This window comes from Nocardia sp. NPDC050630 (assembly GCF_044457245.1).
Lineage (GTDB): Bacteria > Actinomycetota > Actinomycetes > Mycobacteriales > Mycobacteriaceae > Nocardia.
Map to the genome: position 1 here is coordinate 626290 of NZ_JBITGN010000001.1, position 26533 is coordinate 652822.

The 26533-nt window shown below is 65.2% G+C and carries 28 protein-coding genes; 22 read left to right on the forward strand and 6 right to left on the reverse strand.

Annotated features, from left to right (window positions below):
- The first annotated feature begins 205 nt into the window (after positions 1–205).
- From thrS to pdxS, 8 genes are all read left to right on the forward strand, one after another.
- On the forward strand, positions 206–2257 hold the full coding sequence (thrS, locus tag ACIBG0_RS02750) for a threonine--tRNA ligase (RefSeq protein ID WP_397028584.1): 2052 nt from the start codon (positions 206–208) through the stop codon (positions 2255–2257).
- On the forward strand, positions 2254–2853 hold the full coding sequence (locus ACIBG0_RS02755) for an HIT family protein (RefSeq protein WP_397028585.1): 600 nt from the start codon (positions 2254–2256) through the stop codon (positions 2851–2853). The genes thrS and ACIBG0_RS02755 overlap by 4 nt, the downstream gene beginning before the upstream one ends.
- Before the next feature lies 1 nt (position 2854).
- Entirely contained in the window at positions 2855–3538 is a 684-nt protein-coding gene (pgsA, locus tag ACIBG0_RS02760) for a phosphatidylinositol phosphate synthase (protein WP_397028587.1), read from the forward strand.
- A complete protein-coding gene (locus tag ACIBG0_RS02765; RefSeq protein ID WP_397028589.1) occupies positions 3535–4533 on the forward strand; it encodes a phosphatidylinositol mannoside acyltransferase in 999 nt (332 codons plus the stop codon). Before pgsA ends, ACIBG0_RS02765 begins: the two co-directional genes overlap by 4 nt.
- On the forward strand, positions 4530–5654 hold the full coding sequence (locus ACIBG0_RS02770; protein ID WP_397028591.1) for a glycosyltransferase family 4 protein: 1125 nt from the start codon (positions 4530–4532) through the stop codon (positions 5652–5654). Before ACIBG0_RS02765 ends, ACIBG0_RS02770 begins: the two co-directional genes overlap by 4 nt.
- 93 nt (positions 5655–5747) lie before the next feature.
- Entirely contained in the window at positions 5748–6791 is a 1044-nt protein-coding gene (locus tag ACIBG0_RS02775; protein ID WP_397030169.1) for an NUDIX domain-containing protein, read from the forward strand.
- An 81-nt stretch (positions 6792–6872) separates the two neighbouring features.
- Positions 6873–7070: a hypothetical protein gene (locus ACIBG0_RS02780; RefSeq protein ID WP_397028593.1), complete on the forward strand. Its 198-nt coding sequence runs from the start codon at positions 6873–6875 to the stop codon at positions 7068–7070.
- A 218-nt stretch (positions 7071–7288) separates the two neighbouring features.
- Positions 7289–8191: a pyridoxal 5'-phosphate synthase lyase subunit PdxS gene (gene pdxS / locus ACIBG0_RS02785; protein ID WP_040692437.1), complete on the forward strand. Its 903-nt coding sequence runs from the start codon at positions 7289–7291 to the stop codon at positions 8189–8191.
- A 440-nt stretch (positions 8192–8631) separates the two neighbouring features.
- Here the strand turns inward: pdxS and ACIBG0_RS02790 are convergent, their stop codons facing one another.
- Positions 8632–9258 carry a hypothetical protein gene (locus tag ACIBG0_RS02790; protein WP_397028595.1) on the reverse strand — a complete coding sequence of 209 codons (627 nt, stop codon included), beginning with the start codon at positions 9256–9258 and terminating at the stop codon, positions 8632–8634.
- Between the two features lie 109 nt (positions 9259–9367).
- Here ACIBG0_RS02790 and ACIBG0_RS02795 point away from each other — a divergent pair, with 109 nt between their 5' ends.
- The 4 genes from ACIBG0_RS02795 (at position 9368) to ACIBG0_RS02810 (ending at position 12418) form a co-directional block, all read left to right on the forward strand.
- Complete coding sequence (locus ACIBG0_RS02795) at positions 9368–10189, forward strand: acyl-CoA thioesterase (RefSeq protein WP_397028597.1); 822 nt, start codon at positions 9368–9370, stop codon at positions 10187–10189.
- Positions 10190–10328: 139 nt separating this feature from the next.
- Complete coding sequence (locus ACIBG0_RS02800) at positions 10329–10565, forward strand: hypothetical protein (RefSeq protein WP_397028599.1); 237 nt, start codon at positions 10329–10331, stop codon at positions 10563–10565.
- Positions 10566–10897: 332 nt separating this feature from the next.
- Positions 10898–11548 carry a pyridoxal 5'-phosphate synthase glutaminase subunit PdxT gene (gene pdxT, locus ACIBG0_RS02805; RefSeq protein WP_397028601.1) on the forward strand — a complete coding sequence of 217 codons (651 nt, stop codon included), beginning with the start codon at positions 10898–10900 and terminating at the stop codon, positions 11546–11548.
- 114 nt (positions 11549–11662) lie between these two features.
- Positions 11663–12418, forward strand: coding sequence for a YebC/PmpR family DNA-binding transcriptional regulator (locus ACIBG0_RS02810; protein ID WP_062988892.1), 756 nt, complete (start codon positions 11663–11665; stop codon positions 12416–12418).
- A 178-nt stretch (positions 12419–12596) separates the two neighbouring features.
- Here ACIBG0_RS02810 and ACIBG0_RS02815 read toward each other — a convergent pair whose 3' ends face one another.
- Positions 12597–12803 (reverse strand): DUF5988 family protein, encoded by a 207-nt coding sequence (locus tag ACIBG0_RS02815; RefSeq protein WP_397028603.1) that lies wholly within the window; start codon positions 12801–12803, stop codon positions 12597–12599.
- 302 nt (positions 12804–13105) lie between these two features.
- Between ACIBG0_RS02815 and ACIBG0_RS02820 the strand changes: the two genes are divergently transcribed.
- Complete coding sequence (locus tag ACIBG0_RS02820; RefSeq protein ID WP_397028604.1) at positions 13106–13357, forward strand: hypothetical protein; 252 nt, start codon at positions 13106–13108, stop codon at positions 13355–13357.
- A 7-nt stretch (positions 13358–13364) separates the two neighbouring features.
- Here ACIBG0_RS02820 and ACIBG0_RS02825 read toward each other — a convergent pair whose 3' ends face one another.
- A complete protein-coding gene (locus ACIBG0_RS02825) occupies positions 13365–14315 on the reverse strand; it encodes an NADP-dependent oxidoreductase (RefSeq protein WP_397028605.1) in 951 nt (316 codons plus the stop codon).
- A 70-nt stretch (positions 14316–14385) separates the two neighbouring features.
- On the opposite strand from ACIBG0_RS02825, the gene ACIBG0_RS02830 reads away from it, so the two are divergent.
- Positions 14386–15381, forward strand: coding sequence for a GlxA family transcriptional regulator (locus ACIBG0_RS02830; protein WP_397028606.1), 996 nt, complete (start codon positions 14386–14388; stop codon positions 15379–15381).
- Positions 15382–15415: 34 nt separating this feature from the next.
- Here the strand turns inward: ACIBG0_RS02830 and ACIBG0_RS02835 are convergent, their stop codons facing one another.
- On the reverse strand, positions 15416–16882 hold the full coding sequence (locus ACIBG0_RS02835) for an alpha/beta hydrolase (protein WP_397028607.1): 1467 nt from the start codon (positions 16880–16882) through the stop codon (positions 15416–15418).
- Between the two features lie 178 nt (positions 16883–17060).
- Between ACIBG0_RS02835 and ACIBG0_RS02840 the strand changes: the two genes are divergently transcribed.
- From ACIBG0_RS02840 to ruvB, 4 genes are all read left to right on the forward strand, one after another.
- Positions 17061–17546, forward strand: coding sequence for an MmpS family transport accessory protein (locus tag ACIBG0_RS02840; protein WP_397028608.1), 486 nt, complete (start codon positions 17061–17063; stop codon positions 17544–17546).
- Positions 17547–17640: 94 nt separating this feature from the next.
- The gene (ruvC, locus tag ACIBG0_RS02845; RefSeq protein ID WP_397028609.1) at positions 17641–18210 is read left to right on the forward strand and encodes a crossover junction endodeoxyribonuclease RuvC; all 570 of its coding nucleotides are present in this window, start codon (positions 17641–17643) and stop codon (positions 18208–18210) included.
- Positions 18207–18812, forward strand: a complete 606-nt coding sequence (ruvA, locus tag ACIBG0_RS02850) for a Holliday junction branch migration protein RuvA (RefSeq protein ID WP_397028611.1) — start codon at positions 18207–18209, stop codon at positions 18810–18812. Before ruvC ends, ruvA begins: the two co-directional genes overlap by 4 nt.
- 6 nt (positions 18813–18818) lie before the next feature.
- A complete protein-coding gene (gene ruvB, locus ACIBG0_RS02855; RefSeq protein ID WP_397028613.1) occupies positions 18819–19904 on the forward strand; it encodes a Holliday junction branch migration DNA helicase RuvB in 1086 nt (361 codons plus the stop codon).
- Positions 19905–20002: 98 nt separating this feature from the next.
- Here the strand turns inward: ruvB and ACIBG0_RS02860 are convergent, their stop codons facing one another.
- Together ACIBG0_RS02860 and ACIBG0_RS02865 are read right to left on the reverse strand one after the other, a co-directional pair.
- Positions 20003–20572, reverse strand: coding sequence for a DivIVA domain-containing protein (locus ACIBG0_RS02860; RefSeq protein WP_397028615.1), 570 nt, complete (start codon positions 20570–20572; stop codon positions 20003–20005).
- A gap of 150 nt (positions 20573–20722) precedes the next feature.
- Positions 20723–21373 (reverse strand): TetR/AcrR family transcriptional regulator, encoded by a 651-nt coding sequence (locus ACIBG0_RS02865; protein ID WP_397028618.1) that lies wholly within the window; start codon positions 21371–21373, stop codon positions 20723–20725.
- Between the two features lie 96 nt (positions 21374–21469).
- Here ACIBG0_RS02865 and ACIBG0_RS02870 point away from each other — a divergent pair, with 96 nt between their 5' ends.
- From ACIBG0_RS02870 to secF, 4 genes are all read left to right on the forward strand, one after another.
- Positions 21470–22960 carry a flavin-containing monooxygenase gene (locus ACIBG0_RS02870; RefSeq protein WP_397028620.1) on the forward strand — a complete coding sequence of 497 codons (1491 nt, stop codon included), beginning with the start codon at positions 21470–21472 and terminating at the stop codon, positions 22958–22960.
- Positions 22961–23141: 181 nt separating this feature from the next.
- Positions 23142–23489 carry a preprotein translocase subunit YajC gene (gene yajC, locus ACIBG0_RS02875; protein ID WP_397028622.1) on the forward strand — a complete coding sequence of 116 codons (348 nt, stop codon included), beginning with the start codon at positions 23142–23144 and terminating at the stop codon, positions 23487–23489.
- Between the two features lie 113 nt (positions 23490–23602).
- Positions 23603–25330: a protein translocase subunit SecD gene (secD, locus tag ACIBG0_RS02880; protein WP_397028624.1), complete on the forward strand. Its 1728-nt coding sequence runs from the start codon at positions 23603–23605 to the stop codon at positions 25328–25330.
- A complete protein-coding gene (gene secF / locus ACIBG0_RS02885) occupies positions 25327–26523 on the forward strand; it encodes a protein translocase subunit SecF (RefSeq protein WP_397028626.1) in 1197 nt (398 codons plus the stop codon). The genes secD and secF overlap by 4 nt, the downstream gene beginning before the upstream one ends.
- Positions 26524–26533: the final 10 nt, after the last annotated feature.

A 26533-nucleotide genomic window follows, 5' to 3' on the forward strand; every position in this document is an offset into this window, starting at 1 on the left:
CCGACTGCCCGATGTCACGTTCTGGTCTCGCGCAACCGCAGCGGCCGAACCGCGAGGCGGCGATCCGAGTCCATCGACGCGGGGCCGTCGCGGTGCCGATAGCATGGTCGCGCCGGAGCAAATCGCCTCCGACGATGACCCGTGGGCAACCGCCCGCACCAACGCGGGAACACGCCCGCCAGCCAACGCCAAGGAGTCTCTCGCCGTGACCACCTCAGCACCTATCACCCCTGTCGCCCTCGTTCGGGTGCCGGCCGGGACGACGGCGGGTGCCGCGGTGCGCGAGGCGGGGTTGCCGACGAAGGGGCCGGACACCATCGTCGTGGTTCGCGATGCGGAGGGGCTCAAGGACCTGTCCTGGACGCCGGATACCGATGTCGAGGTCGAGGCGGTCGCCGCCAATACCGAGGACGGCCGCAGCGTGATCCGGCATTCTGCCGCGCATGTGCTGGCCCAGGCCGTGCAGCAGGAGTTCCCGGACGCCAAACTCGGCATCGGGCCGCCCATCAAGGACGGCTTCTACTACGACTTTCAGGTCGAGCGGCCGTTCACCCCCGAGGATCTGGTCAAGCTGGAATCCCGGATGAAGAAGATCGTCAAAGGCGCGCAGCGGTTTTCGCGCAGGGTCGTAGCGATCGATGAGGCGCAGAGCGAACTGGCCAAGGAGCCGTTCAAACTCGAGCTGATCAGCGATAAGTCCGGTATCGACGATCCGGAGGTCATGGAGGTCGGCGGTAAAGAGCTGACCATCTACGACAACCTGGACCCCCGCACCGGTGAAAAGGTCTGGGGCGATCTGTGTCGCGGCCCGCACATCCCGACCACCAAATTCATCCCCGCCTTCAAGCTGACCCGTAGCTCCGCCGCCTACTGGCGCGGCGACCAGAACCGCGAAGATCTGCAACGCATCTACGGCACCGCCTGGGAATCGCAGGAGGCCCTCGACGAGCATCTGCACCTGCTCGACGAGGCCGAGCGCCGCGACCACCGCAAACTCGGTCTGGAGCTGGACCTGTTCAGCTTCCCGGACGAACTCGGCTCCGGCCTGCCGGTCTTCCACCCCAAGGGCGGCATCATCCGTAAAGAGCTCGAGGAATACTCGCGCCGTCGCCACGTCGCCGCGGGCTATGAATTCGTCAATACGCCGCACATCACCAAGGGCCACCTGTTCGAGGTCTCCGGTCACCTGGACTGGTACAAGGACGGCATGTTCCCGGCCATGCACCTGGACGCCGAACTCAACGAGGACGGCACCGTCCGCAAGCCCGGCCAGGACTACTACGTCAAGCCGATGAACTGCCCGATGCACAATCTGATCTTCCGCTCGCGTGGCCGGTCCTATCGAGAACTGCCGCTGCGGATGTTCGAATTCGGCTCGGTCTACCGCTATGAGAAGTCCGGTGTCGTGCACGGCCTGACCCGGGTGCGCGGCATGACCCAGGACGATGCGCACATCTACTGCACCAAGGAGCAGATGCACGCCGAGCTGACGAGCACGCTGCAATTCGTGCTCGGGCTGCTCGCCGACTACGGCCTCGACGACTTCTACCTCGAACTGTCCACCAAGGATCCGAAGAAGTTCGTCGGCTCCGACGAGATGTGGGAGGAGGCCACCGAGACCTTGCGCAAGGTGGCCACCGACTCCGGACTGGAACTGGTCCCGGATCCGGGCGGCGCCGCCTTCTACGGGCCGAAGATCTCGGTGCAGGCCAAGGATGCGCTCGGTCGCACCTGGCAGATGTCGACCATCCAGCTCGACTTCAACCTGCCCGAGCGCTTCAACCTGGAATACACCGCCTCCGACGGCACCAAGCAACGGCCGGTAATGATCCACCGCGCCCTTTTCGGTTCCATCGAACGTTTCTTCGGCGTGCTCACCGAGCATTACGCGGGCGCCTTTCCCGCTTGGCTCTCACCGGTTCAGGTCGTCGGTATCCCGGTCGCGGAAACCTTTGCGCCGCATCTGGATTCGGTCATCGAACAGCTGCAGGACGCGGGCATCCGCGCGCAGGTCGACCGCAGCGATGACCGGATGCAGAAGAAGATCTTCAACAACACCGCGCAGAAGATCCCGTTCATGCTGCTCGCCGGTGAGCGCGATGTGAACGCTGGCGCGGTCAGCTTCCGCTTCCGCGACGGCACCCAGGTCAACGGCGTCCCGGTCGCCGCCGCAGTGGCCACGATCGTGGAATGGATCGCGAACCGGGAGAACGCCTCGCCGACCGCCGATGGTTTTGTGGTGAAGGGCGGAGCATGACTGAGCGCACGGTGCCGGACGGGCTCGCGGATTTGAACGCGGACTCGGACGAGCACGGCAGCATCGTGGATACCGGGGCGGGTGAGCCGGATCGGCTGCAGCGGCTGTGGACTCCGTACCGGATGTCCTATATCGCCGAGGCGGCCACCTCCAATCCGAAAGACACCACGGGCCATCCGTTCACGGATATCCCGAAGATGTCGGATGAGGACGGTCTTGTCATCGCTCGCGGCGAGCACGTCTACGCGGTACTGAATCTCTACCCGTACAACCCGGGGCACATGATGGTGGTGCCCTACCGCAAGGTGGCCAACCTCGAGGATCTGACGCTCGAGGAGAGCGCCGAACTGATGTCTTTCACCCAGCAGGCGATTCGGGTGATGAAGCGGGTCTCGCGACCGCACGGTTTCAATGTCGGTCTGAATCTCGGTGGGGTGGCCGGTGGTTCACTCGCCGATCACCTGCATCAGCACATCGTGCCGCGCTGGGGCGGGGATGCCAACTTCATTACCGTCGTCGGCGGTGTGAAGGTCATGCCGCAGTTGTTGCGGGAAACTCGGGCGCTGTTATCGGCGGCGTGGAAGGAAGTCGAGTAGGGTGCTCAGCTTCTTCGGCCGCGAGACGTTCTCCAAAGCGACTGCGCCGCTGGGCAGAGCGCTTGTCAGCACCGGACTCACTCCCGACGCGATGACGGTGGTCGGCACCGTCGCTTCGATCACGGCCGCGGTCACCCTGTTCCCGACCGGACATCTGTTCTGGGGAACCATGGTGATCTGGCTGTTCGTCATGTTCGACATGCTCGACGGCGCCATGGCAAGAGCGCGTGGCGGCGGTACGAAATACGGTGCCGTACTGGACGCGACCTGTGACCGGGTCGCCGACGGCGCCATTTTCGCCGGGTTGGCCTGGTGGGCGGTGTATCACGAGAACAGTAAGCCGCTGTTCCTGGCGACACTGGTGGTTCTGGTCACGTCCCAGGTGATCTCGTACGCGAAGGCGCGTGCGGAGGCGAGTGGACTATCCGCGGACGGTGGACTCATCGAGCGGCCGGATCGGCTGATCATCGTTTTGGTCGGCGCGGGATTCACCGGTATCGGTGGGTATTGGGGGATCGAATGGCTGACCTGGGCCGTACACGTGGCGATGTGGATTCTGGCGGTGTTGAGCATTATCACGGTGTTCCAGCGGGTATTGGCGGTCCGGAATTCGCCCGGCGCGCGGGACGTGATTCCGCCGGCGCCGCCGCAGAATCCGGCCGACGCGACGGAGTTGCCCTCGTGAGTTCGCAGTCCGAAGGCGTCGGCTCGCGGATTAAGTCGAGACTGACGGATTGGGCCTATGCGGCAGGTTGGCGGGGTGTGCGCGCACTGCCCGAATCGACGGCGCGGCGGGTGTTCGATTGGGGTGGCAATTGGGTCGCGGACAAGGCGAATCGAACCTTCCGTGCCGGTGGTGAACCCAATCAGTTGCGGCGCAATCTCGCTCGCGTGCTCGGTGTGACTCCGGGCGAGGTGCCCGATGAGCTGATCCGAGCGAGCATGCGTTCGTATGCCCGCTACTGGCGCGAAGCCTTTCGGCTGCCCACGATGGATCACTCGGCACTGATCGGTTCGTCGGTGGAGGGTGTGGAGAATCTGGATGCCGCATTGGCGCGGGGACGCGGTGTGGTGCTGGCGCTGCCGCACTCGGGGAACTGGGATGCGGCCGGGGTCTGGCTGGTCAGCCACAGCGGTACCCTCGCCACCGTCGCCGAACGGCTGAAGCCGGAATCGTTGTTCGAACGGTTCGTCGCCTACCGGGAGAGTTTGAATTTCGAGGTATTTCCGCTGACCGGTGGTGAGCAGCCGCCGTTCGCGGCGCTGGCCGCTCGGCTGCGCGCGAACAATGTCGTATGCCTGATGGGCGAGCGCGACCTGACGGGTAAGGGTGTGCCGGTGACCATGTTCGGCGAGCGCACCTGGCTGCCCGCGGGTGCGGCGAAGCTGGCCATCGAGACCGGTGCCGCGCTGATCCCGGTGCACCTCTGGTTCACCGTCGATGCCGATGGTCGCGAGGGTTGGGGGATGAAGACCGAAGCACCACTGGATGTTTCGGGTGGCGTCGCGGCGACCACCCAGGCGCTGGCCGACCGGTTCGCGGCCAATATCGCCGAGCACCCGGCCGATTGGCATATGTTGCAGCCACAATGGGAGCAGGACCTCTCGGCGCAGCGGCGAGCCAGAATCGCCGCGGCGCAAGCCGGGATGGATGGCGCCCAAGGGGAGAAGACACCATGAAAATCGGCATGGTCTGCCCCTATTCGTTCGATGTCCCCGGCGGTGTGCAGGCCCATGTCGTCGAATTGGCGCGGGTATTCATCGAACGCGGCCACAAGGTGAGCGTGCTCGCACCCGCATCCGAGGACACGCCGCTGCCGGATTTCGTGGTGTCGGCCGGTCGCGCGGTGGCGATTCCGTACAACGGTTCGGTGGCCCGGTTGTCCTTCGGGCCCATGGCCTACACCAGGATTCGGCGCTGGATCGATGGCAACGACTTCGACGTGCTGCACATCCACGAACCGAACGCGCCGAGCCTGTCCATGCTCGCGCTGAAGATCGCCGAGGGGCCGATCGTGGCTACCTTCCACACCTCGACCACCAAATCGTTGGTGCTGAGCACCTTTCAGGGTGTGCTGCGGCCCTATCACGAGAAGATCAGCGGCCGGATCGCGGTCTCCGAATTGGCGCGGCGCTGGCAGGTGGAGGCGCTCGGTTCGGATGCGGTGGAAATCCCCAACGGTGTCGATGTGCCCGCCTTCGCGCGGGCCCCGATGCTGCCCGGATATCCGCGTGCGGGCGGGACGGTGCTGTTCCTCGGGCGCTATGACGAACCGCGCAAGGGGATGGAAGTCCTGCTCGGCGCGCTGCCCGCATTGGTGCGCAGACATCCGGATGTCGAGATCCTCATCGTGGGGCGTGGTGACGAGGATCGACTGCGCCGCGAGGCCGGGCCGCTCGCTCGCCACCTGCGCTTCCTGGGTCAGGTATCGGACGAGGACAAGGCCTCGGCGATGCGCAGCGCGGATGTGTACGTCGCGCCGAATCTGGGTGGGGAGAGCTTCGGCATCATTCTGATCGAGGCGATGGCGGCCGGAACCGCCGTGGTGGCAAGCGAATTGGACGCCTTCCGTCGGGTCTTGCGCGACGGCACCGCGGGAATGCTGGTCCCGGTGGGGGATTCGGCTCGGCTCGCCGCGGCGCTGGACACCCTGCTCACCGATGAGGTGCGCCGCGAAGCCCTGATCCATACCGCCAATCAGGTAGTCGGCGAATACGACTGGCCGGTAGTCGCCGAACAGATCCTGCGGGTGTACGAGACTGTCACCGTGGGTGATACGCGAGTGCGAGCCGCCGGATGACCCTCTCGTCACCGCGTCATTCGCGACCATGGATCATGTTCGAGCGGATGCGCCGGTCGTTGTCGGCGATAGCAAGGTGAGGGCTGTTCGATGATTACCTTTTCCGCGACAACGGTGCTCGTACTAGCGCTCATCGCGGCGGTGGTCGTCGCGATCGGTCTATGGGCGGCTTCGACGGCGAACCGGCTCGACCGGCTGCACGTGCGGTCGGATCAGTCCTGGCAGGCACTCGACGGTGCACTGGCACGGCGGGCGGTGGTGGCCAGGTCGGTCGCAGTGGCCATTGCCGGGCCGAGCGCCGATTCCGCACTCGTCGAGCACGCCAAACGGCTGACCACACTGGCCGATCGGGCCGAGCGCGCGGGCCGCGCCGACCGCGAAACCATCGAAAATCAGCTTTCCGCAGCACTTTCCACGATCGATATCGCCCAGTTGCGCCCACAGCAGGTCGCCGAACTCGCCGATGCCGAGGCCCGGGTGCTCATCGCGCGCCGCTTTCACAACGACGCGGTCCGCGACACCCTTGCGCTGCGTACCCGCCGCCCTGTCCGCATTCTGCACCTTGGCGGTACCGCACCGCTCCCGACGTACTTCGAGATCAGCGAACGCGCCACCCCGGCGGCCGCGACCGGCCTGGACGTCGATACCGTGCGCACCTCGGCGCGCGTGGTGCTGCTCGACGAACAGGACCGCGTACTGCTCATGCGCGGCAACGACCCGAAAACCCCCGACGTCTCCTTCTGGTTCACGATCGGCGGCGGTGTGGAACCGGGGGAGACCTTGCGCAGTGCCGCGGTGCGCGAGCTGTGGGAGGAGACTGGATACACCGCGGATCCGACCAGTCTGCGCGGTCCCATGTGGCGGCGGGTGGCGGTATTCCCGTTCGACGGCGAACTCATCCGCGCCGAGGAACTGTTCTTCGCACTGCGCGTCCGCGCCTTCGATCCCAAACCGGGCAATCTGACCGCGGTTGAGCGACGCAGCATCACCGACAACAAATGGTGCACCGGGTCGGACATCGTCGCCTTGGATCACACCGGCGAAACCGTCTACCCCTACCATTTGGACCAGCTGCTTCCCGAAGCTGCCGCGGCTGCGTCGGGTGATTCCGATCCCGAGGTGCGGTCTATCCGGTGAGTGCCACGCCCGTGATCGGCGTGCGCGCCTGGATCTTTCGGCTGTGATGTGTTTCACGATCGTGATAGCGTCGCGACTGGATTGCCGCCGCCCTGGGTAGTGCTGCTGGGGGAGCGCTACCTGGAATTCTGGTGGTACTTCCACTGCAGTGAGAAGGTCCGTTGGCGTGTGGAAGGTAAGCAGTACATGTCCTACCTGTTGTTCGATTTCCTGTTGCCATTGTTGGGTTCCGACGCCGCGGGGTATTGGGCCCAGTTGCTGGTAGTCGGCCCGCTCTAGTTCTTGTCGGGTATTCGTCGGGGCGGCGCAAGACTTGCGTCGGCCCGCCGGATCCGGCTCGTGACCGGGTCCAGTGGCCGCGGACCGGACGCAGACTCGCTGGTCGGGGCAAGGCCAGTGCTGTGCAACTGGCTATCAAGTGGCCTGATCGGTCCGCCTAGAATCGGTGGCGTTAGTTCCAAGCGACCCGATTGGCGCACATGACTCAGGAGTTTGCCGTGACCACGCCCGAGACCACCAACACCATCGGCACCGCCCGCGTGAAGCGGGGGATGGCCGAGATGCTCAAGGGCGGGGTGATCATGGATGTCGTCACCCCCGAGCAGGCCAAGATCGCCGAGGACGCCGGCGCGGTCGCGGTGATGGCCCTGGAGCGTGTTCCGGCCGATATCCGTGCACAGGGCGGCGTTTCCCGGATGAGCGATCCGGACATGATCGACGGCATCATCTCCGCCGTCTCCATTCCGGTCATGGCCAAGGCGCGCATCGGCCACTTCGTGGAGGCACAAATCCTGCAGAGCCTCGGCGTCGACTACATCGACGAATCCGAGGTACTGACCCCCGCCGACTACGCCAACCACATCGACAAGTGGAACTTCACCGTGCCGTTCGTATGCGGTGCGACCAATCTGGGCGAGGCGCTGCGCCGGATCACCGAGGGCGCGGCCATGATTCGCTCGAAGGGTGAGGCGGGCACCGGTGACGTCTCCAATGCCACCACCCACATGCGCAAGATTCGCGCCGAGATCCGCAAGCTGTCGTCGCTTCCCGAGGACGAGCTGTTCGTCGCCGCCAAGGAACTGCAGGCGCCGTACGAGCTGGTGCGCGAGGTCGCCCAGACCGGCAAGCTGCCGGTGGTGCTGTTCACCGCGGGCGGTATCGCCACCCCCGCAGATGCGGCGATGATGATGCAGCTCGGCGCCGAGGGCGTCTTCGTCGGCTCTGGCATCTTCAAGTCCGGTAACCCGGCAGAACGTGCCGCGGCCATCGTCAAGGCGACCACTTTCTACGACGACCCGGATGTGCTGGCGAAGGTCTCGCGCGGTCTGGGCGAGGCCATGGTCGGCATCAATGTCGAGGAACTGCCGGTCGATCACCGGCTGGCCGAGCGCGGTTGGTGAGGCTGCGCTACCGCTGAACCGAATCAACGCCCGCGGCAGAGGGATTGATCCACTGCCGCGGGCGTTGCTCGTCCTGACCGATGGGCGGAAGCTGTCGCGGCTTTCACCGTTGTCTTATGCCCGCCACAGAGCTGGTGGCTAGCTTCGGGATTCGTGCATGTCGGCGGCCGTGCGGGCAGTTCGCGCGGCACCGTCGGGGGCGCGGACCTCGCGGCATCGCTGTGTCTCATATCGCAAATATCCACATCTTCTTACAGATTCGCATCCTGCGGAGGAAACGAATACTGGAGAGCGGTTCGGGTCGCCTGGAGATTAATTCATATCGATACGCGGATATGCGCATTCAACTATGTGTCCCGCGTTGAATACAAGTGACTGTCTCCCAAAACAAATCGCAGAGGAGGAGAGAGAGGTGGCCAGTGTTCCGGGATGGGGTACGACTACCGACGAGCGGTGTCGTCTATACGGAGTGCCGGACGATCCGGGTGGTCCCATCGGATGAAAAAGGTTGGAGCGCTGGGGTTGTCGCGGTCATGGTGCAAGAGGGCGGGAACGGTCCACAGGTCGTCGGCTGGAGTTCGTCGGCGCAAGGCCGGTTCGGACATGTCGAGGTGGACGGTGAAATCGAAGGCGAGGCCGCGGCCCAACAGCATGGGTCCCGCGACGAACAGGACGGTGTCGGTGGCCGCGGTGCGGATGGGGGAGCGGGCCGAGCGGTCGCGGGCCTCGTTCCACAGTGCGGGGAGCCAGCGGGCATCGCGGCGTAGCGCCTGGATGACTTCGCGGTCGAGTGCGGCGTAGTCGAACCAGGCGGTGCGATAAGACATTTCGTCGGTGCGGCCGAATTCCATACGAAGCGAGGCCGGGCGAATGTAGTCGTGCAGGGCGACGACCTCGGCGGTGCGTCCGGTGTCGCGCAGTGCGGTGGCGATGCGGTGCGCCATCGTATCCGGCTCGGCCGCGTCGGCGCCATCGATGGCGACCAGTGCCCGCTCGCCGAGCTCGCGGACGCGGTCGACAATGAGTTCGATTAGTCCGTCCGGGGTGATCGGATCGAAATGCGGCACCGATCCATTCCATCAAATGATGCCGCGCACCACGTTCTGGGTGGCGGGCGCGGCCATTGCCGAGAGGTCACCATCGGGCCGCATCGGCGCTCGGGTTAATCTCGGCCCCATGGCGACAATCGAAGAGGCGCTGGAGATCGAGCGGCTCGAGCGGGACATCTTCCGTGGCGCATCCACCAAGACCCAGCTCGTACGCACATTCGGCGGACAGGTTGCCGGCCAGGCGCTGGTATCGGCGGTACGGACGGTGGAGCCACGGTTTCAGGTGCACTCGCTGCACGGATATTTCCTGCGGCCGGGCAATCCGGAAGAGCGGACGGTGTACCTGGTGGAGCGCATTCGCGACGGCCGGTCCTTCTGCACCCGCCGGGTCACCGGCGTACAGGACGGCGCCGCGATATTCACCATGTCGGCGTCGTTCCATGTCGGTGACTCGGGTCCACAACACCAAGACGAGATGCCGCAGGTGCAGGGGCCGGATGAGCTGCCCGATGCCAGCATCACGATGAGTCCCGAGCGGCTGTGGGCGATGCGCGAATGGGAGCACTGGGATATCCGCACCGTGCCGCAGGATGTGGTGACCCGCCGAGACGGCGTCGTCTCCCCGCAGCAGGTGTGGTTCCGCTACCGGCATGCGCTGCCCGATGACCCGGTCGTGCACGTCTGCACTCTCGCCTACATGAGCGATATGACCCTGCTCGGTTCCTCCAAGGTCACTCATCCGGACGAACCGACCCAGAACGCCTCGCTCGACCATGCCATGTGGTTCCTGCGTCCCTTTCGCGCCGACGACTGGCTGCTCTACGACCAGTCCTCCCCGTCCGCGGGCTTCGGTCGCGCACTGACCGGCGGCAAGATTTTCAACCGCGAGGGCCAGTTGGTTGCCGCGGTTGTGCAAGAGGGCTTGATTCGCACCTTACGCGGGGAGTGAGCGCCGAAACGCTCAGTTTTCCCAGTGACGTGAAATGCCGAACGGTCTGTATTTTATCCGGGTAGCTCGTAGACTGCCGCGCAAAGAAGTCGCCGACCAGGAACGACGGTTTCGATGCGTCAAGAATGGAGGCAGGAATGTGGCTGTCGGAAGCTTTACCTTCCAGAACGGATCGGGCTATTCGGACCGGATCGATAATCCGGACGAGTACCGCACCTACAACATAGCGATCGGCCGGGGAGCGGTGGACAACCAGACGAACGCGACGGTCTGGCTGTATGCGCGCGGCGACGGTCAAGGGGATTCGATCTATCTCGATCCGGGCGCCAGCACCTATGTGAGCACCGGCTACCAGAGCTGCAAATTCACCAGCTGACCCCGGCCGGATCATCCTGGTCCGACACCTCGCCCGTCCGCGGCGTGCGTAGCTAGTCGACCACCTGGCTGGTCCCGCTGACCTGCGCTAATGCCGTAGTCCCGGCCGTGGCGGCGCTGTTCGGTCGCTGTGTCGTGCTCGGGCCGGCGCAACGCGCAGGTGGCGGACCACGGTGTGGATCCTAGGGATGCGCGTTCGAGTTCGTCACGGCGGTGACTGGCAGCGCCCGGTCCCAGCCGATCGGCACCTCGATCTCGGCGATGACAACGACGTTGCGGCGTCCGGCGAAGCCGTGAGCAGGGCCACAGCGTCGCGCCTCGTAAGCTCGTGGCGTGAACGCATCGGTCGCCTCGCCCGCAACAGGCGCGCAGCACAGTCCCGACCGGCCCACCATCGGCGTGCTGGCCTTGCAGGGGGACGTGCGCGAACATGTCGCCGCACTCGCGGAATGCGGTGCGCACCCCGTGCTGGTGCGTCGCGCCTCCGAACTGGCCGCGGTGGATGCGCTGGTGCTGCCCGGTGGCGAATCGACCGCGATCAGCAAGCTGCTCGAGGTCTTCGAACTCCTGGAGCCGGTGCGCGCGCGGCTGCGGGAAGGTATGCCCGCCTTCGGATCCTGCGCCGGGATGATCCTGCTGGCCTCCGAAGTGCTCGACACCCGCCCGGATGCCAAGCATCTGTCCGGTATCGATATGACGGTGCGGCGCAATGCTTTCGGTCGCCAGGTCGACTCGTTCGAGACCGATCTGGACTTCGCCGGTCTGAGCGACGGTCCGGTGCGCGCGGTGTTCATCCGGGCGCCGTGGGTGGAGCGGGTCGGCGCGGGTGTCGAGGTGCTTGCGACGGTTCCCCGTGGTCCGGCCGCCGGGCGCATTGTCGCGGTGCGGCAGGGGAAGGTGGTCGCGACGTCGTTCCATCCGGAGGTCACCGGCGATTTGCGGGTGCACCGGATGTTCGTCGATCTGGTTCGCGACGGCGAGTAGTCGCCCACAGGAATGCGACGGAACCGGACGAGTAGGCTGGCAGAGTTGTCTACCCGGCCGGTGCGGGTACCGTGCGCACGATCAGAACGTGCTGTCGACTGGAGGAAGTAGGGAATGAGCGGCCACTCCAAATGGGCCACCACCAAGCACAAGAAGGCGGGGATCGACGCGAAGCGCGGCAAGCTCTTCGCCAAGTTGATCAAGAACATCGAGGTGGCGGCACGCACTGGTGGCAGTGACCCGGCGGGAAATCCGACGCTGTACGACGCCATCCAGAAGGCGAAGAAGTCGTCGGTTCCGAACGACAACATCGAGCGTGCTCGCAAGCGCGGCGGCGGTGAAGAGGCCGGCGGCGCCGACTGGCAGACGATCATGTATGAGGGCTACGGCCCCAATGGTGTCGCGGTGCTGATCGAATGCCTCACCGACAACCGCAACCGCGCCGCCGGTGAGGTGCGCGTGGCGATGACCCGCAATGGCGGCAATATGGCCGACCCGGGTTCGGTTTCCTACCTGTTCCACCGCAAGGGCATTGTGACCCTGGAGAAGAACGGGCTGTCCGAGGACGATGTGCTGATGGCCGTGCTCGACGCGGGCGCCGAGGAGGTCAACGACCTCGGTGAGTCCTTCGAGGTCATCAGTGACCCATCGGATCTGATCCCGGTGCGCAAGGCGCTGCAGGATGCCGGAATCGATTACGATTCCGCTGAATCCGGCTTCCAGCCGTCGGTATCGGTGGCCGTAGACGTCGACGGCGCGCGCAAGGTATTCAAGTTGGTCGACGCGCTCGAGGACAGCGACGACGTACAGAACGTCTACACCAATGTGGATATCTCCGATGAGGTCGGCGCCCAGCTGGAACAGGACTGATGCTCAGTTTGCCGGTGCATCGGGCACTTTGACGTGTAGAACGTCATTGCATCCGACGGTGGAAGATCTGATGCCCAGCTGGAACAGGGCTGACGCGAAATATCATTGACCGGTGCCTCGGGGCGGTTCGCAGAGATGCGGACCGCCCCGAGTGCGTTTCGCATCCGGCGCGCGGAGGTTATTCCGCGATTCGTGTCCGATCGGACCACTCGTAGACCCGCAGTCGCCCCTCGGGCGTATCGGCCTCCCGATTGGTGACCTTGAAGTGCTCGTATCCGCCACGGTATTCGACTTTGAGCTCGACGCCGGGCGGCGTGATCGCAACGATGCGTGCGGGCAAGTCGTTCGGCCCGCCTTCCAGGACAGCCTTGGAAACATTGCTCATCCTTCGGATGGTAGGTCTCCTATGTGATGCACGCCACAAACATGGCCGAACATCCGTGTTGCGCTGAGGGGATTTCCGGATCCCGGCGTCGAGATAGCCTCTCCGACCGGTCGAAGATTGCTAAATGTTTACTGTCAGCATCTCCTGTATTGGGAGCACTGATCGCTCGGGGTCGATCTCGGCGGTGTAACGGTTGCGGCTTGATTGCTGATAGCAGATCGAGAGCCGCGACAGCATGCCGCGGCCGCTCGATCATGCCTGCGCACCGAGAACTTATTCCGCCCGGAAAGAGACGAGCCATCATGAGTCGATTCCTTGCCGATGAGCGTCCCGGCGATTCAACCGACCTGAATATCACCCTCGCGCCGCTCGCGGTCGCGACCGGGCTGATCCTGCTCGTCGGCGCATTCGCGACGGTGTACCGGATGCCCGGCTGGGCAGCCGACTACGGCGCCAGCCTGGTCTATTTCGCGATCTTCCTCCACGTGGCGATCACCGGCCGTCTGACTTGGTGGGGCGCCTACATTCTGATCAGCCACGATAGGAAACGCTGACGGGCGTTCACGGCACCGTGAGCACCAATTTGCCTACAGTGCGGCCGGTTTCGCCGAGTGCGTGCGCCTTCGCCGCCTCCTCGAGTGGGAAGACTCCGGCAATGGTGGGGCGCAGCGTCCCGGAGTCGGCGAGTTCTGCGAGCGCGGTCATCCCGGCGTGATCGTCCTGCACCAGCATGCGCACCGCTCGTAGGCCTAATTGCTTTGCTTCGGTGGCTAATTCGGTCGTGCCAAAGGCGCGTAATGATACCAGCAGTCCGCCCGGGCGGAGTGTGCGCAGGGAGCGCAGACTGTTCTCGTCATCGATCGAGTCCAGTACGACATCGATATTGCCGATCGCCTCGGCGAAATCGGTTGTGCGGTAATCGATCGTCTCGTCCGCGCCGATTTCACGGAGGAATTCGTGGTTGGCCGCGCTGGCGGTGCCGATGACGTACGCGCCGCGCGCCTTGGCGATCTGAACGGCGAAATGTCCGACACCACCGGCGGCCGCGTGGATCAGAATGCGGTGTCCGGCCTGTAGTTTCGCGGTATCGATGAGCGCTTGCCAGGCGGTGAGGGCGGCCAAGGGGATGGCAGCGGCCTGAATGTGGTCCAGGTTGACCGGCTTCGGGGCGAATGCGCGGGTGGGGCCGACGACGTATTCGGCGAATGCTCCGTGTCCGTACGGATAGGGCAGCATGCCGAAGACCTCGTCGCCCGGTTCGAACAGAGTGACACCGATACCCGCGGCCACCACTTCGCCCGATACATCCCAGCCCAGCACGAAGGGTGGTTCGCCGAGGAAGAGTCCGGAGACGCCGCGATGCCGCCAATCGGTTGGGTTGAGACCGGCGGCTCGCACCCGGATCAGAATCTCGCCCGGGCCGGGCGAGGGGATGGGCAGTTCGACTTCGGTCAGTACCTCGGGGCCGCCGATCGCGTCCTGGCTGATCGCGCGCATGGTGGTGTCGTTCATATCGCCCAGCCTGCCGTCGGCGGCGATGCGAGAAAATGGCACAAATGCCAATATTCGATATGATCGTGCCATGGTTGCTGGCTCGGATGGGCAGGCAGCGCGACATCGGGTGGTCGTGCTCGCATTGGATGGGGTGTATCCATTCGAACTCGGCATTGCGAGCCGGGTCTTCGGCACTGCCGCGGATCTGTACGAAGTGAGCACGTGCTCGATCGATGGCGCACCGGTACCGAGCCGAGCCGATTTCGCCATTGCCGTCCAGCACGACAGCCGGGCGCTGGCAACCGCGGACACCGTGGTCATTCCGGCCTGCGATATCGATATGACGCTCGGTGGCACACTGCCGTCCCCGGCGGCCGCCGCCTTAGCCCGCATCCGACCGGGCACCCGCATCGTCTCGATCTGCACCGGTGCATTCGTCACCGCCGCCGCCGGATTGCTCGACGGTCGTCCCGCGACGACGCACTGGAATGTGGCCGAGCTGTTCCGGCGCACCTTTCCGCGGGTGCTGCTGAACACCGATGTCCTCTACGTCGACGACGACGATGTGCTCACCTCGGCAGGTGCGGCGGCAGGCATCGACCTCTGCCTGCACCTGGTGCGCCGCGATCACGGCAGTGCGGTCGCCAATACGGTGGCGCGCCGCTGCGTCGTACCGCCGTGGCGCGATGGCGGCCAAGCCCAATACATCGAACAGCCGGTGCCGCCGTCGACCTCGGCGGGCACCGCGGCTGCCAGACACTGGGCCCTCGAGAACCTCCGATTGCCTTTGACCATCGATGATCTCGCCATCCAGGCCCGAATGAGCAAGCGCACCTTCGCCCGCCGCTTCCGTGACGAGGTCGGTATGAGCCCGGGGCGCTGGCTCATTCAACAGCGCGTCTTCCGAGCCCGCCAACTCCTCGAATCGACCGATATGACCGTGGACCGCATCGCGGGCGAAGTCGGCTTCGCCACCGGCAGCTCACTACGCCAACACCTGCACGATTCCATCGGCGTATCACCGTTGGCTTATCGCCGAACCTTCCGCGCCGAGTCGGTCGCACCGGCCGCAGCCCTGGGATGAGTAACAACTCAATTCATCAACCGTGGAATATGTTTCAGGTCGCGTCGGGAACCGGAAGGCCGACGCGGGCGACGATCCAGGGGAATGACGAAGTGAACGCGGCCGAGGCGAACTGCCAGGTGTGGCCGCCCTGGGTGGTGTGGATGGTGCAATCGATACCGACTGCATGGCCTGCGTCGCATAGCTTTTCGGCCGCGCCGACCTCACCGGTGTCGAAAACTCCGTCGTGGCCGCCCATACCGACGTTGTCGTCGTCGGCTGCGGATTGCTGATGTGCGCCATGGGACCCCGGACCGGATTTGGGCGGGCTGAGATCGTCGAACAGGCCTGCCATGCCGGTGTAGGGACCATGTTCGGCCATGACGGTGAGCGGATCGAAGGCGGCCCAGCGGTCGGCGTCGCCGCCGAAAAGCCTTCGGATCGTTTGTTCCTTATTGCCTGATGCCGGACCGAGATCGCCCGCGATATCGACGAAGGTGCGCACCAATTCGGGATGCATGACCGCCAGATCGACCGCGCAGGTCCCGCCCATGGACCAGCCCACCACCGCCCAGCTGGCCGGATCCGCGGCGGCGCCGAACCGAGATTCGATAAAACTGGGCACATCTCGGGTCAGGTGGTCGGCGGCATCGCCGCGCGGACCGTTCACGCATTCGGTGTCATTGTTGAAACTGCCGCTGGAATCGACGAAGACGAGAATCGGCGCGCGACCGCCATTGGCGGCGGTGAACTTGTCCACCTCGGGCATGATCTGGCCGCTGCGGATCCAGTCGGCGGGGGTATTGAATTCACCGCCGATCATCATCACGACCGGCAGTGTCGGCGGAGTCGGACCGGCGAACCAGGCCGGCGGCAGGTATACATATTCGGTTCGATGCGGAAAACCGCTGGCCGCGTCCGGAATTTGCACCGGCACGATCTTGCCGGTGCTGACATCGGTATTGCGCAGTCCGGGCAGCGCATCGATATCAGTCTGATTCGGCAGCGGACCCGCGGTGAGCGCATTCCACGCCGACTGCACGGTGGGGTAGTAGCCCACCCACTGATTGAGCACGATGCCGGTGCTCATCACTGCCAGCGCAATGGCGAGGACCGAGACGCCGCGCCGCCACCACCTGGCACTGCGCCAGCCGAGCGCGGCAATCGCGATGGCCGCGACCGCGACGCCGACACAGGCCCACAACGCGACCGGCGCCGGATCCGAGGCCAGCCCTTGATCGTTCACATACGCCCACGCGGCCACCGCACCCGCCGCACCGAGTACGACGCAGACCGGCAGTAGCGCCAGCCGCCAGCGCCGGGTCCGCCAGCCGATCGCCAGGATCAATGCGGCCACCGCGACCAACTCGACGGTCATCGGCAGCCAGCCGTGCAGCAGCGATATGCCGTGGTGAAAGCCGTTCTGATAGTTCGGATTCAGATTCGCCGAAGGCAGCCGCGGTGGTGGCGGCGGTGTCACGGGGGTCGCGGGTGCGGCGAGCGGGGCACGGACTACGGGCACCTACGGCATTGTCGAGACCGTTCCTCGAGAAAGCCTGTGAATTCCCTCCGATGAACCTGGGCGACGCTGAAACGCTGGTCGATGGCAGGTCGATAACCGCACAGGTGAACCGGGCTCCGAACAGCCGTGTCCGGTAAAGTCCAGTGGCCGGTCGTGCAGGGATTCAGGAGGGGTGCACATGACTTATCAACCACCGCCGCAGTACCCGGGTTATCCGGGGCAGGGATATCCGGGCTATCCGGGATATCCGCCGCAGCCGCCCAAGGGTAAGCCGGTGTGGCCGTGGGTCCTCGGTGGTGTTTTCCTGGCGATCGTGCTCACCGTCGGTGGCTGCGTCGCGGTATTCGGATCCGTCATCTACCGGATCGACAAGGAGTCGAAGAAGGAAACCTCGATCACCTATGAGGTCACCGGCTCCGGCACCGCCGATATCTCCTACAACACTGGCGATTTCGACACCACCGAGGCCAAGGATTCGCCGCTGCCGTGGACGAAGGCGGTGACGGTGACCGGATACGTCCGCACGGGCCGGGTGACGGCGACTGTCAGCGGATCCAGCGGCGGCACGGTGACCTGCCGAATCCTGCAGGACGGCAAGGTGGTCGTCGAGGACTCGGACTCCGGCAGCTACGCGTATGTGAGCTGCTACCACTCGTTCAGCTAGCCGAATCCCGGACGGCCACCGTGTCGTTGGTGAACGTAAGTGCGCCGTCCACTAGACTCTCGAACAATTGTTCGTGCCTTCGAGAGGGGATCGCGTGCGGGTGATGGGCGTCGACCCGGGACTCACTCGGTGCGGCCTCAGCATCGTCGAGGGCGGGGTGGGTCGGAAAGTGACGGCGCTCGATGTAGACGTGGTGCGCACACCCGCGGATATGGACCTGGCACACCGGCTTATGGGTGTTGCCGACGTCGCCGAACATTGGATGGACACCCACAAACCTGACGCGGTCGCGATCGAGCGGGTATTCGCGCAGCACAATGTGCGCACCGCGATGGGGACCGCGCAGGCCGGTGGAGTGATCGCGCTGGCGGCGGCGCGCCGCGGAATACCGGTGGCCTTCCACACCCCCAGCGAGGTGAAGGCCGCTGTCACCGGCAATGGAACCGCGGACAAGGCTCAGGTGACGGCGATGGTGACGCGTATCCTCGGCCTCCAGGTCGCGCCGAAACCGGCGGATGCGGCCGATGCGCTGGCCCTGGCGATCTGTCATTGTTGGCGGGCGCCGCTGATGGCGCGGATGGCCGAGGCCGAGGCGCGTGCCGCAGAGGCGCAGCGGCGGTATACACAGCGGCTTGCCGAACAACGGAAGGTGGTGCGCGGGTGATCGCGTCGGTACGCGGTGAGGTGCTCGAGATCGCGCTCGATCATGTGGTGATCGAGGCGGCGGGCGTTGGCTACCGGCTCAATGTCACCCCGGCGACGCTGTCCACGCTGACCCGCGGCGAGGAATCCCGGCTGTTCACGGCGATGATCGTGCGCGAGGATTCGATGACGCTGTTCGGATTCGCCGATACCGAATCCCGTGACCTGTTCGGCCTTTTACAGACCGTCTCCGGAGTCGGTCCCCGGCTGGCCATGGCGGTGCTCGCGGTGCTCGAGCCCGAGGCGTTGCGCAAGGCGCTGGCCGAGAGCAATGTCGCGGCGCTCACCCGGGTGCCCGGCATCGGTAAGCGCGGCGCCGAGCGCATGGTCGTCGAGTTGCGTGACAAGGTGAATCTCGTTCCGGTGCAGGCCGGTCCGCCCGGCAGCGCACCGACGCCGGTGCTCACGCCGGTGCGCGAGCAGGTCGTCGAGGCACTGGTCGGACTCGGATTCCCGGTCAAACAGGCCGAGCCCGCGGTCGATGCGGTGCTCGCCGAGAATCCCGCCGCCGATACGTCGAAGGCGCTGCGGGCGGCGCTCGGCTCGCTGGGGAAGAATCGGTAAGACGTCATGGATCAGGATCCAGAGCACGACACCGAATCCCAGATCAGCGCAAGCTATCTGAAGTCCGACGGGGAGATCGAGGCCAGTCTGCGCCCGAAGTCCCTGGACGATTTCATCGGCCAGCCGCGCGTGCGGGAACAGCTCGCGCTGGTGCTGCGCGGCGCCAAACAGCGCGGCGGTACCCCCGACCATGTGCTGCTGTCCGGGCCGCCCGGACTCGGCAAGACCAGTATGGCGATGATCATCGCCGCCGAACTCGGTACGGCACTGCGCATAACCTCCGGTCCGGCGCTGGAACGCGCGGGTGATCTCGCCGCGATGCTCAGCAATCTGGTCGAGGGCGACGTGCTGTTCATCGATGAGATCCACCGGATCGCCCGGCCCGCCGAGGAGATGCTCTACCTCGCCATGGAGGATTTCCGCGTCGACGTGGTCGTCGGGAAGGGCCCTGGGGCAACGTCGATTCCACTCGATATCGCGCCGTTCACGCTGGTCGGCGCGACCACCCGCTCCGGTGCGCTCACCGGACCGCTGCGTGATCGCTTCGGCTTCACCGGCCATATGGATTTTTACGATCCCGAAGAACTCCTGCGCATTTTGCAGCGCTCGGCTCATATCCTCGGTGTCGCCATGGATCGCGATGCCGCCGCCGAGATCGCGGGTCGCTCCCGCGGCACTCCCCGCATTGCCAACCGCCTGCTGCGCCGCGTCCGCGACTATGCCGAGGTTCGCGCCGACGGCGTGGTCACCCGCCGCATCGCTCAGGCCGCACTCGAGGTCTACGACGTAGATGCCCTCGGCCTGGACCGGCTCGACCGCGCCGTCCTCGGCGCGCTCGTCCGCAGCTTCGGCGGTGGGCCCGTTGGTGTTTCGACCCTCGCGGTCGCCGTCGGAGAGGAGGCCGCGACCGTCGAAGAGGTCTGCGAGCCCTTCCTCGTCCGCGCGGGCATGGTCGCCCGCACCCCGCGCGGCCGCGTCGCGACCGCCGCAGCCTGGGAACACCTCGGCCTAGTGCCGCCCCCCGACCTCGTCTTCGGCTCCATCGAAGTCCGCGGCCGCGAACCCCACCCCACCCTCGACCTCTTCGACTAACACCCGGGCCGCTGGATCAAGCTCAGGTGGGGCTGGTGGCGTGGCTGCTCGGGCGATGCCCCCGATGGATTCCATCTGATGCTGATCGGCGGTGGGGTTCAGTGGTGGTTGTTTTGGAGGGCGGTGATGACGAGGTCGAGGAAGGCGTCGACCTCATCGCGGGCGTAGCCGCGGGTGCCGAGGCGGGCCTCGGTGAAGCGGACGGCGCGGACGTCGGTGACGGTCAGGCTGCCGGGACTGCCGTGTGCGAGGGTGGCGGCGACCAGATCCAGGAACGCGTCCACTTCTTCGGTGTCGTAGCCGCGGCGGCCGACAGCGGCTTGGGTGAACTGCATGCGGTGCACGTCGTCGGGGGTGAGCAGCGCGGGGCCGGAACCGTTGCCACCGTCCGGGACCGGGCGGGACCCGCGCTGGCGGAACTCGAGTTCCACGCGGACCCGATCGAGGAATTCGTCGACCTGATCGGCCTGATAGCCGCGGCCGCCGAAGCGCGGGGCGTCGAAGGCGACGTGCCGGATATCGTCCGCGGTCAGCGCCCCCTTGCCGGCCAATGTCGCCGAGACGAGTTCCAGGAACGCGTCCACCTCATCGGCGTGATATCCGCGGTGCCCCACGGATGGCATGGCGAAGTGGATTCGGCTCACGTCGTCGGGGGTCACCCGCGACATTGTTCCAGGGTCGCTGCCCTGCTCGCGTCGAATGCGGTTTTTTCGAACTAGGCGGTCTCTGCCGAACACGTGTTGCCCCCGTTGGCCGGTCGATCCGGGTCCCACCCTAGCCGGAATCGGGTCACCTGGCCGCTGGCGATTTGTCGGACTTCAGTCCTTGCGCACGCCGTCGATCAGCAGCCGTCGGATTGCCTCGTTCAATTCCTGGACCGCGGCCTCGTCCGGATTGCGCAGCCCGTGCACGATGCCCGCGAGCAGCATGCCGGTCACCGCCTTGGCGGTGTATTTGGTATCGAGATCCGCCCGCAGATAACCGAGTTCGACGCCGTGCGACAAATACCCCGCGGTGAGCGCATCGGCCATATCGAGCAGGCCATAGAGCCGGGTGGTGAGTTCGTCATCGATTCCGGTGGCATGGAACAGCAGTAGTTGGGCGACGCGTCGGTCGTCCACCAGGATCCGGGTGAGCGCGGCGCCGATGCGATCTATCTGGGCGCGATATTCATCGAGGGAGGTGGCGGCGTCGGGCGCGTTATCGGTGCCGAGTGCCTCGATGATCCGGGTGGCCAGATCGTCGATGACCACATCGATGATCTCGCGCTTATTGCTGAAGTACCGGTAGAAGGTGCCGTGGCCGATGCCCAATTCGCTGGCGATATCGGCGATTCCGGTGGCGTGATAGCCCTTCTCGGCGAAGCACACGAAGGCGGTATCGATGATCTCCTGCCGCAGTTCGGCCTTGCGTCGCTGGATCGCATTTCCGGCCGCTGGGCGGGGCGCACGCGTGGATGGCTTCGTCACCTGTCCGATGATACGGTGTTCACAAACGGAATGAGATGTCATTCTGTGAGAGATGGTTCCTACATTCGCGATGGAATGTTGAGCAGGAGGTTCGACGTGGCGCCTCAATACGACGCGGTCGTGGTCGGTGCGGGATTCGGCGGCATGGGCGCGGGTATCCAGCTCGACCGGCTGGGTCTGAGCAATTTCGTCATTCTGGAGCGCGAGGACGACCTCGGCGGCACCTGGCATGTCAATCACTACCCGGGTCTCGCGGTCGATATCGCCTCGGTGACCTACTCGTATTCCTTCGAGCCCAACCCGTATTGGACGCGCCTGTTCGCACCTGGCAAGGAGCTCCAGAAGTACGCCGCCCACGTCGCCGACAAGTACGGCTTGCGCCGCCGGATGCGTTTCGGCACGGTGGTGGACGGCGCTCGCTGGGACGAGGAGCACCAGCACTGGATCGTCTCCCTCGCCGGTGGTGAAACCCTCACCGGCCGTTACCTTCTCACCGCAACCGGCTTCCTGTCCCAGCCCTACACACCACCGTTTCCCGGCATCGATTCGTTCGCGGGCAAGATCATCCACACCACCGCGTGGGAGGACGATTTCGACCTGACCGGCCGCAAGGCCGCCATCATCGGCACCGGCGCCACGGCCGTGCAGTTGATACCCGAGGCCGCGAAGAAGACCGACGAACTCACCGTATTCCAGCGCACCCCGATCTGGGTGGTGCCGAAGATCGACACCGCGATCCCCGCGCCGGTGCAGAAGCTGTTCGCGCGAGTGCCCGCCACGCAGAAGGCCGCGCGCCTGGTCAACACCAGTCTGCTCGAGGCGCTCATGGTGATCGGGGTACTGCACTTCAAGCAGGCCAAGCCGCTGAATATGGCCGCGGGCGCACTCGCCAAGGCGCATCTGCTTGCGCAGGTGCGCGACAAGGAGATTCGCAGGCAGCTCACCCCGCACTACGACTTCGGCTGCAAGCGCCCCACCTTCTCCAACCAGTACTTCAAGACGTTCAACCAGCCCAATGTCCGACTGGAGACCAACTCGATCGATCACATCGAGGCCGACGGCATCGTCACCGCCGACGGGCACAAGACCGAGATCGATACGCTGATCCTGGCCACCGGCTTCAACCTGTGGGATGTGAACTTCCCGGCCATCGAGATCATCGGCCGCGATGGCGTGAATCTCGGAAAATTCTGGCGCGACAACCGTTTCCAGGCCTACGAGGGCATCACCGTGCCGAAGTTCCCGAACTTCCTCAGTCTCAACAGCCCGTACTCCTATAGCGGCCTGTCCTACTTCACCACCATCGAGGCCCAGATGAAGCACATGGGTCGGCTGCTCGGTGAGATGTTCCGGCGCGGAGCGACCACCTTCGAGGTGACCGAGCAGGCCAATACCCGGTTCCTGGACCGCGTCACCGAGAAGTTGGGTTCGTCGGTGTTCTACGGCGGCGACTGCGCGAGCGCGCGCAGCTACTACTTCAACCAGCACGGCGAGGCCGCGCTACTGCGCCCGACCAGCACCATCAATGCCCACCGCGAGGCGGTGAGCTTCCCGCTCGACGACTACACCTACGGCAAGACCGCTTAGGACGCCGCGTTGCGCAGCCCGCGACCCTTGCTCGGTCGCGGGCGTCATGCTGTCGGTGGATCGGCTCGATATCCGGATTCCGGGACGTCAAGGGTGTGCCGGTGTGGTGGTGACGACATGAGCTGGCAGACTGTTGGGGTAATAGCCCATTCCCCCCACAGACTAGGGACTGACTTCGACGATGGAACTTCTGTTTCCGCTCCTACTGGTAGCCCTGCTCGTGCCCATGTTCCTCGGTGTGCGCCGCCAGAAGCGCGAGGCCGAGAAGGTCACGACCATGCAGGAAAGCCTGAAGGTCGGCGATCAGGTCACCACCACGTCGGGTCTGTACGGAACCGTGGTCGATCTCGACGACACCACGGTCGATCTCGAGATCGCCGAGGACGTCATCACCACGTGGTTGCGTCAGGCCATCCGCGATGTGCGCACCGAGGACGAGACCACGGATGAGACCGTGACCGACGAGGCCGAGGCCGGTCCCGTCGAGGAGTCCGCGCAACAGACCGAGACCCGGCTGACCAAGGACTGATCGGTTTGCTGGTGGGCCCGCGTGCTGCAGATCGCCGCGGGCCATCCGTCCGGGTGCCCGGCCGTGCGCGCCCGCCTGTTCCACCTCGACTTCCGCCTAGGAGATGACGAACTGTGCCACCTTCCCAGGGATCGGCGCATCCGCTCCGGTTGCTCAGCGTCTACGCCGTGCTGCTGGCCGTGATCTATGCGCTGGTGTTATTCGCCGGTGACCATTCCCCGACTCCCAAGCTCGGCATCGACCTGCAGGGTGGTACCCGCGTCACGTTGACCGCGCGCACTCCCGACGGCAGCAAGCCCAGCCAGGACAGCCTGCGCAGGGCGCAGACGATCATCGAGAACCGTGTCAACGGCCTCGGTGTCTCGGGTTCCGAGGTCGTCATCGACGGCGACAACCTGGTGATCACGGTTCCGGGTGACGACGGCGGTCAGGCCAAGGCGCTGGCGACGACCGCCAAGCTCTACATCCGTCCGGTGCTGTCGGCGGTGCCCGCGACAGGTGGCAAGGCCACGCCACAGACGGGCACGGCGGCGACGCCGGGCACGGTTCCGGACGCCACCCAGCTCAACCCGGACGGCACCGTGCCGACGCAAACCGCGCCCACCACCGAGCCGGCGCCGACCACAGAGTCTGCGCCCGCGGCGGAATCGACCCCCCAGCCGCGCGTATTCCCCGCACAGGCCCCGACCTCCCCGCCGGCCCCGCCCGGCGGTCTGACGCCGCAGGAACAGGCGAAGAAGGAGATCGCCGACGCCAAGGCGACCAGGCAGAGCACCGATTCCACGGTGCAGCAGGCCGCCATGGCCGCGATGGACTGCAACAAGTCCGATCCGCTCGCCGGTAACGACGATCCGAATCTGCCGCTGGTCACCTGCTCCACCGACGGCAAGGAAATCCTGCTGTTGGACAAGAGCCGCATCGACGGCCAGGAGATCAAGGACGCGACCTCCGGGCTCAACCAGCAGCAGGCGCGCCACGAGGTGAATCTCGAATTCAAATCCGGTGGTAGCGATGCCTGGGCCACGCTGACCGGTGAGTACATCAACAAGCGGGTCGCATTCGTACTCGACTCGAAGGTGGTCAGCGCGCCAGTCGTGCAGTCGGGTCCGCAGCAGGGCGGCCGCACCACCATCTCCGGTAGCTTCACCGCGGCCAGTGCCAAGGAACTCGCCAACACCCTGAAGTACGGTTCGCTGCCGCTGTCGTTCCAGACCTCCGAGGCCGAGACGGTTTCGGCGACGCTGGGTCTGTCCTCGCTGCGCGCGGGTCTGCTCGCGGGTGCGATCGGCCTCGCGGTGGTGCTGCTGTACTGCCTGCTCTACTACCGGATGCTCGGCTTCCTCGCCGGTTTCTCGCTGATCGCTTCGGGTGTCGCGGTGTACGGCATCATCGTGTTGCTCGGCCGGTGGATCGGATTCACGCTGGACCTGGCCGGTATCGCCGGTCTGATCATCGGTATCGGTCTGACCGCCGACTCCTTCGTGGTGTTCTTCGAACGCATCAAGGATGAAATGCGCGAGGGGCGCAGCTTCCGTTCGGCCGTGCCGCGCGGTTGGCAGCGGGCCCAGCGCACCAACCTCTCCGGTAAGACCGTCAGCCTCATCGCCTCGGTGGTGCTCTACATCCTGGCCGCCGGTCAGGTGAAGGGATTCGCCTTCACCCTCGGTATCACCACCGTTCTCGACGTGATCGTGCTGTACCTGGTGACCGCGCCGCTGATGATGTTGGCCTCGCGCTCGTCGTTCTGGGCGAAGCCATCGGTCAACGGGCTCGGTGCGATTCAGGAAGTGGCCAGGGAGCGTAGGGCCGGCGAGGCGCTGGTTAAGGAGACGGCACGATGACGAACTCGACCCTGGAGCCGTTCGCTGACGAGGTGAACGATTTCGAGACGCCCAAGCACAGTATTTTCGAGCGTCTCTACACCGGTACCGGCGGATTCAAGATCGTCAGTAGGCGGCGTTTCTACTACGCGCTGACCGCGGCCTTCGTGCTGATCTCGTTGCTGAGTATCGGACTTCGCGGCTTCACTCTCGGCATCGACTTCGCAGGCGGGTCGCGCATCCAGTTGCCCGCGGCGGGCACGGCCACCACGCAGAAGGTCGAGGACATCTACAACCAGACCATCGGCCACGCGCCGGTGACGGTGCAGAAGGTCGGATCCGGCTCTGCGGAGACCATCCAGGTCCGCTCGGACACACTGAGTGCCAGCCAGACCGATGCGCTGCAGAGCGCGCTGTTCAATGCCTTCCAGCCGAAGGACAAGGACGGCAACGTTTCCCGCAATGCGATCAGCATCGCCGAGATCAGCGAGACCTGGGGTAGCCAGATCACCAAGAAGGCTTTGATCGCGCTGGTCGTGTTCATCGCGCTCACCATGGTCTATATCGCGATCCGCTTCGAACGGGATATGTCGATAGCGGCGATCGCCTCGCTGTTCTTCAACATGATCGTCACGGCAGGCATCTACTCGCTGGTCGGCTTCGAGGTGACACCCGCCGCGGTGATCGGTCTGCTGACCATCCTCGGTTACGTGCTCTACGACAACGTCGTCGTCTTCGACAAGGTCGAGGAGAACACCCGCGGTGTGGTCAATACGACCCGGCGCACCTATGCCGAACAGGCGAATCTCGCGGCGAACCAGACGTTGATGCGGTCGATCAACACTACGGTCATCGGCATTCTGCCGATTGTCGGCATGCTCGTGATCGCGGTGTGGCTGCTCGGTGTCGGCACGCTGAAGGATCTGGCGCTGGTGCAGCTGGTCGGCATGATCGTCGGCGCGTATTCGTCGATCTTCTTCGCGGTGCCGCTGCTGGTGTCGATCAAGGAGCGGTGGGGTCCGGTCGCGGCGCACACCAAGAAGGTGCACAACAAGCGGGCCGGGCTGGCATCGGCACGTGCTGGCGCCGAGGCGCAGCGGCGCGCGGTCGCGGCGACCGGTCGGGAGCTGGGCGCGCGTCCGGTTCGCGATGTGGGACAGACTCCGCGTCCGGGCGCTCGTCCTAGCGGAAAGCGGAACAAGCGCAGGCACTGACACCGACGGC

Bases quoted from the DNA above. Each gene is read 5' to 3' on its own strand.
- ACIBG0_RS02755 (WP_397028585.1), top strand. From the start codon at position 2,254: ATGACTGAGCGCACGGTGCCGGACGGGCTCGCGGATTTGAACGCGGAC.
- ACIBG0_RS02770 (WP_397028591.1), top strand. From the start codon at position 4,530: ATGAAAATCGGCATGGTCTGCCCCTATTCGTTCGATGTCCCCGGCGGT.
- ACIBG0_RS02795 (WP_397028597.1), top strand. From the start codon at position 9,368: ATGGCGACAATCGAAGAGGCGCTGGAGATCGAGCGGCTCGAGCGGGAC.
- ACIBG0_RS02810 (WP_062988892.1), top strand. From the start codon at position 11,663: ATGAGCGGCCACTCCAAATGGGCCACCACCAAGCACAAGAAGGCGGGG.
- ACIBG0_RS02815 (WP_397028603.1), bottom strand. From the start codon at position 12,803: ATGAGCAATGTTTCCAAGGCTGTCCTGGAAGGCGGGCCGAACGACTTG.
- ACIBG0_RS02820 (WP_397028604.1), top strand. From the start codon at position 13,106: ATGAGTCGATTCCTTGCCGATGAGCGTCCCGGCGATTCAACCGACCTG.
- ACIBG0_RS02825 (WP_397028605.1), bottom strand. From the start codon at position 14,315: ATGAACGACACCACCATGCGCGCGATCAGCCAGGACGCGATCGGCGGC.
- ACIBG0_RS02830 (WP_397028606.1), top strand. From the start codon at position 14,386: ATGGTTGCTGGCTCGGATGGGCAGGCAGCGCGACATCGGGTGGTCGTG.
- ACIBG0_RS02840 (WP_397028608.1), top strand. From the start codon at position 17,061: ATGACTTATCAACCACCGCCGCAGTACCCGGGTTATCCGGGGCAGGGA.
- ruvB (WP_397028613.1), top strand. From the start codon at position 18,819: ATGGATCAGGATCCAGAGCACGACACCGAATCCCAGATCAGCGCAAGC.
- ACIBG0_RS02860 (WP_397028615.1), bottom strand. From the start codon at position 20,572: ATGTCGCGGGTGACCCCCGACGACGTGAGCCGAATCCACTTCGCCATG.
- yajC (WP_397028622.1), top strand. From the start codon at position 23,142: ATGGAACTTCTGTTTCCGCTCCTACTGGTAGCCCTGCTCGTGCCCATG.
- secF (WP_397028626.1), top strand. From the start codon at position 25,327: ATGACGAACTCGACCCTGGAGCCGTTCGCTGACGAGGTGAACGATTTC.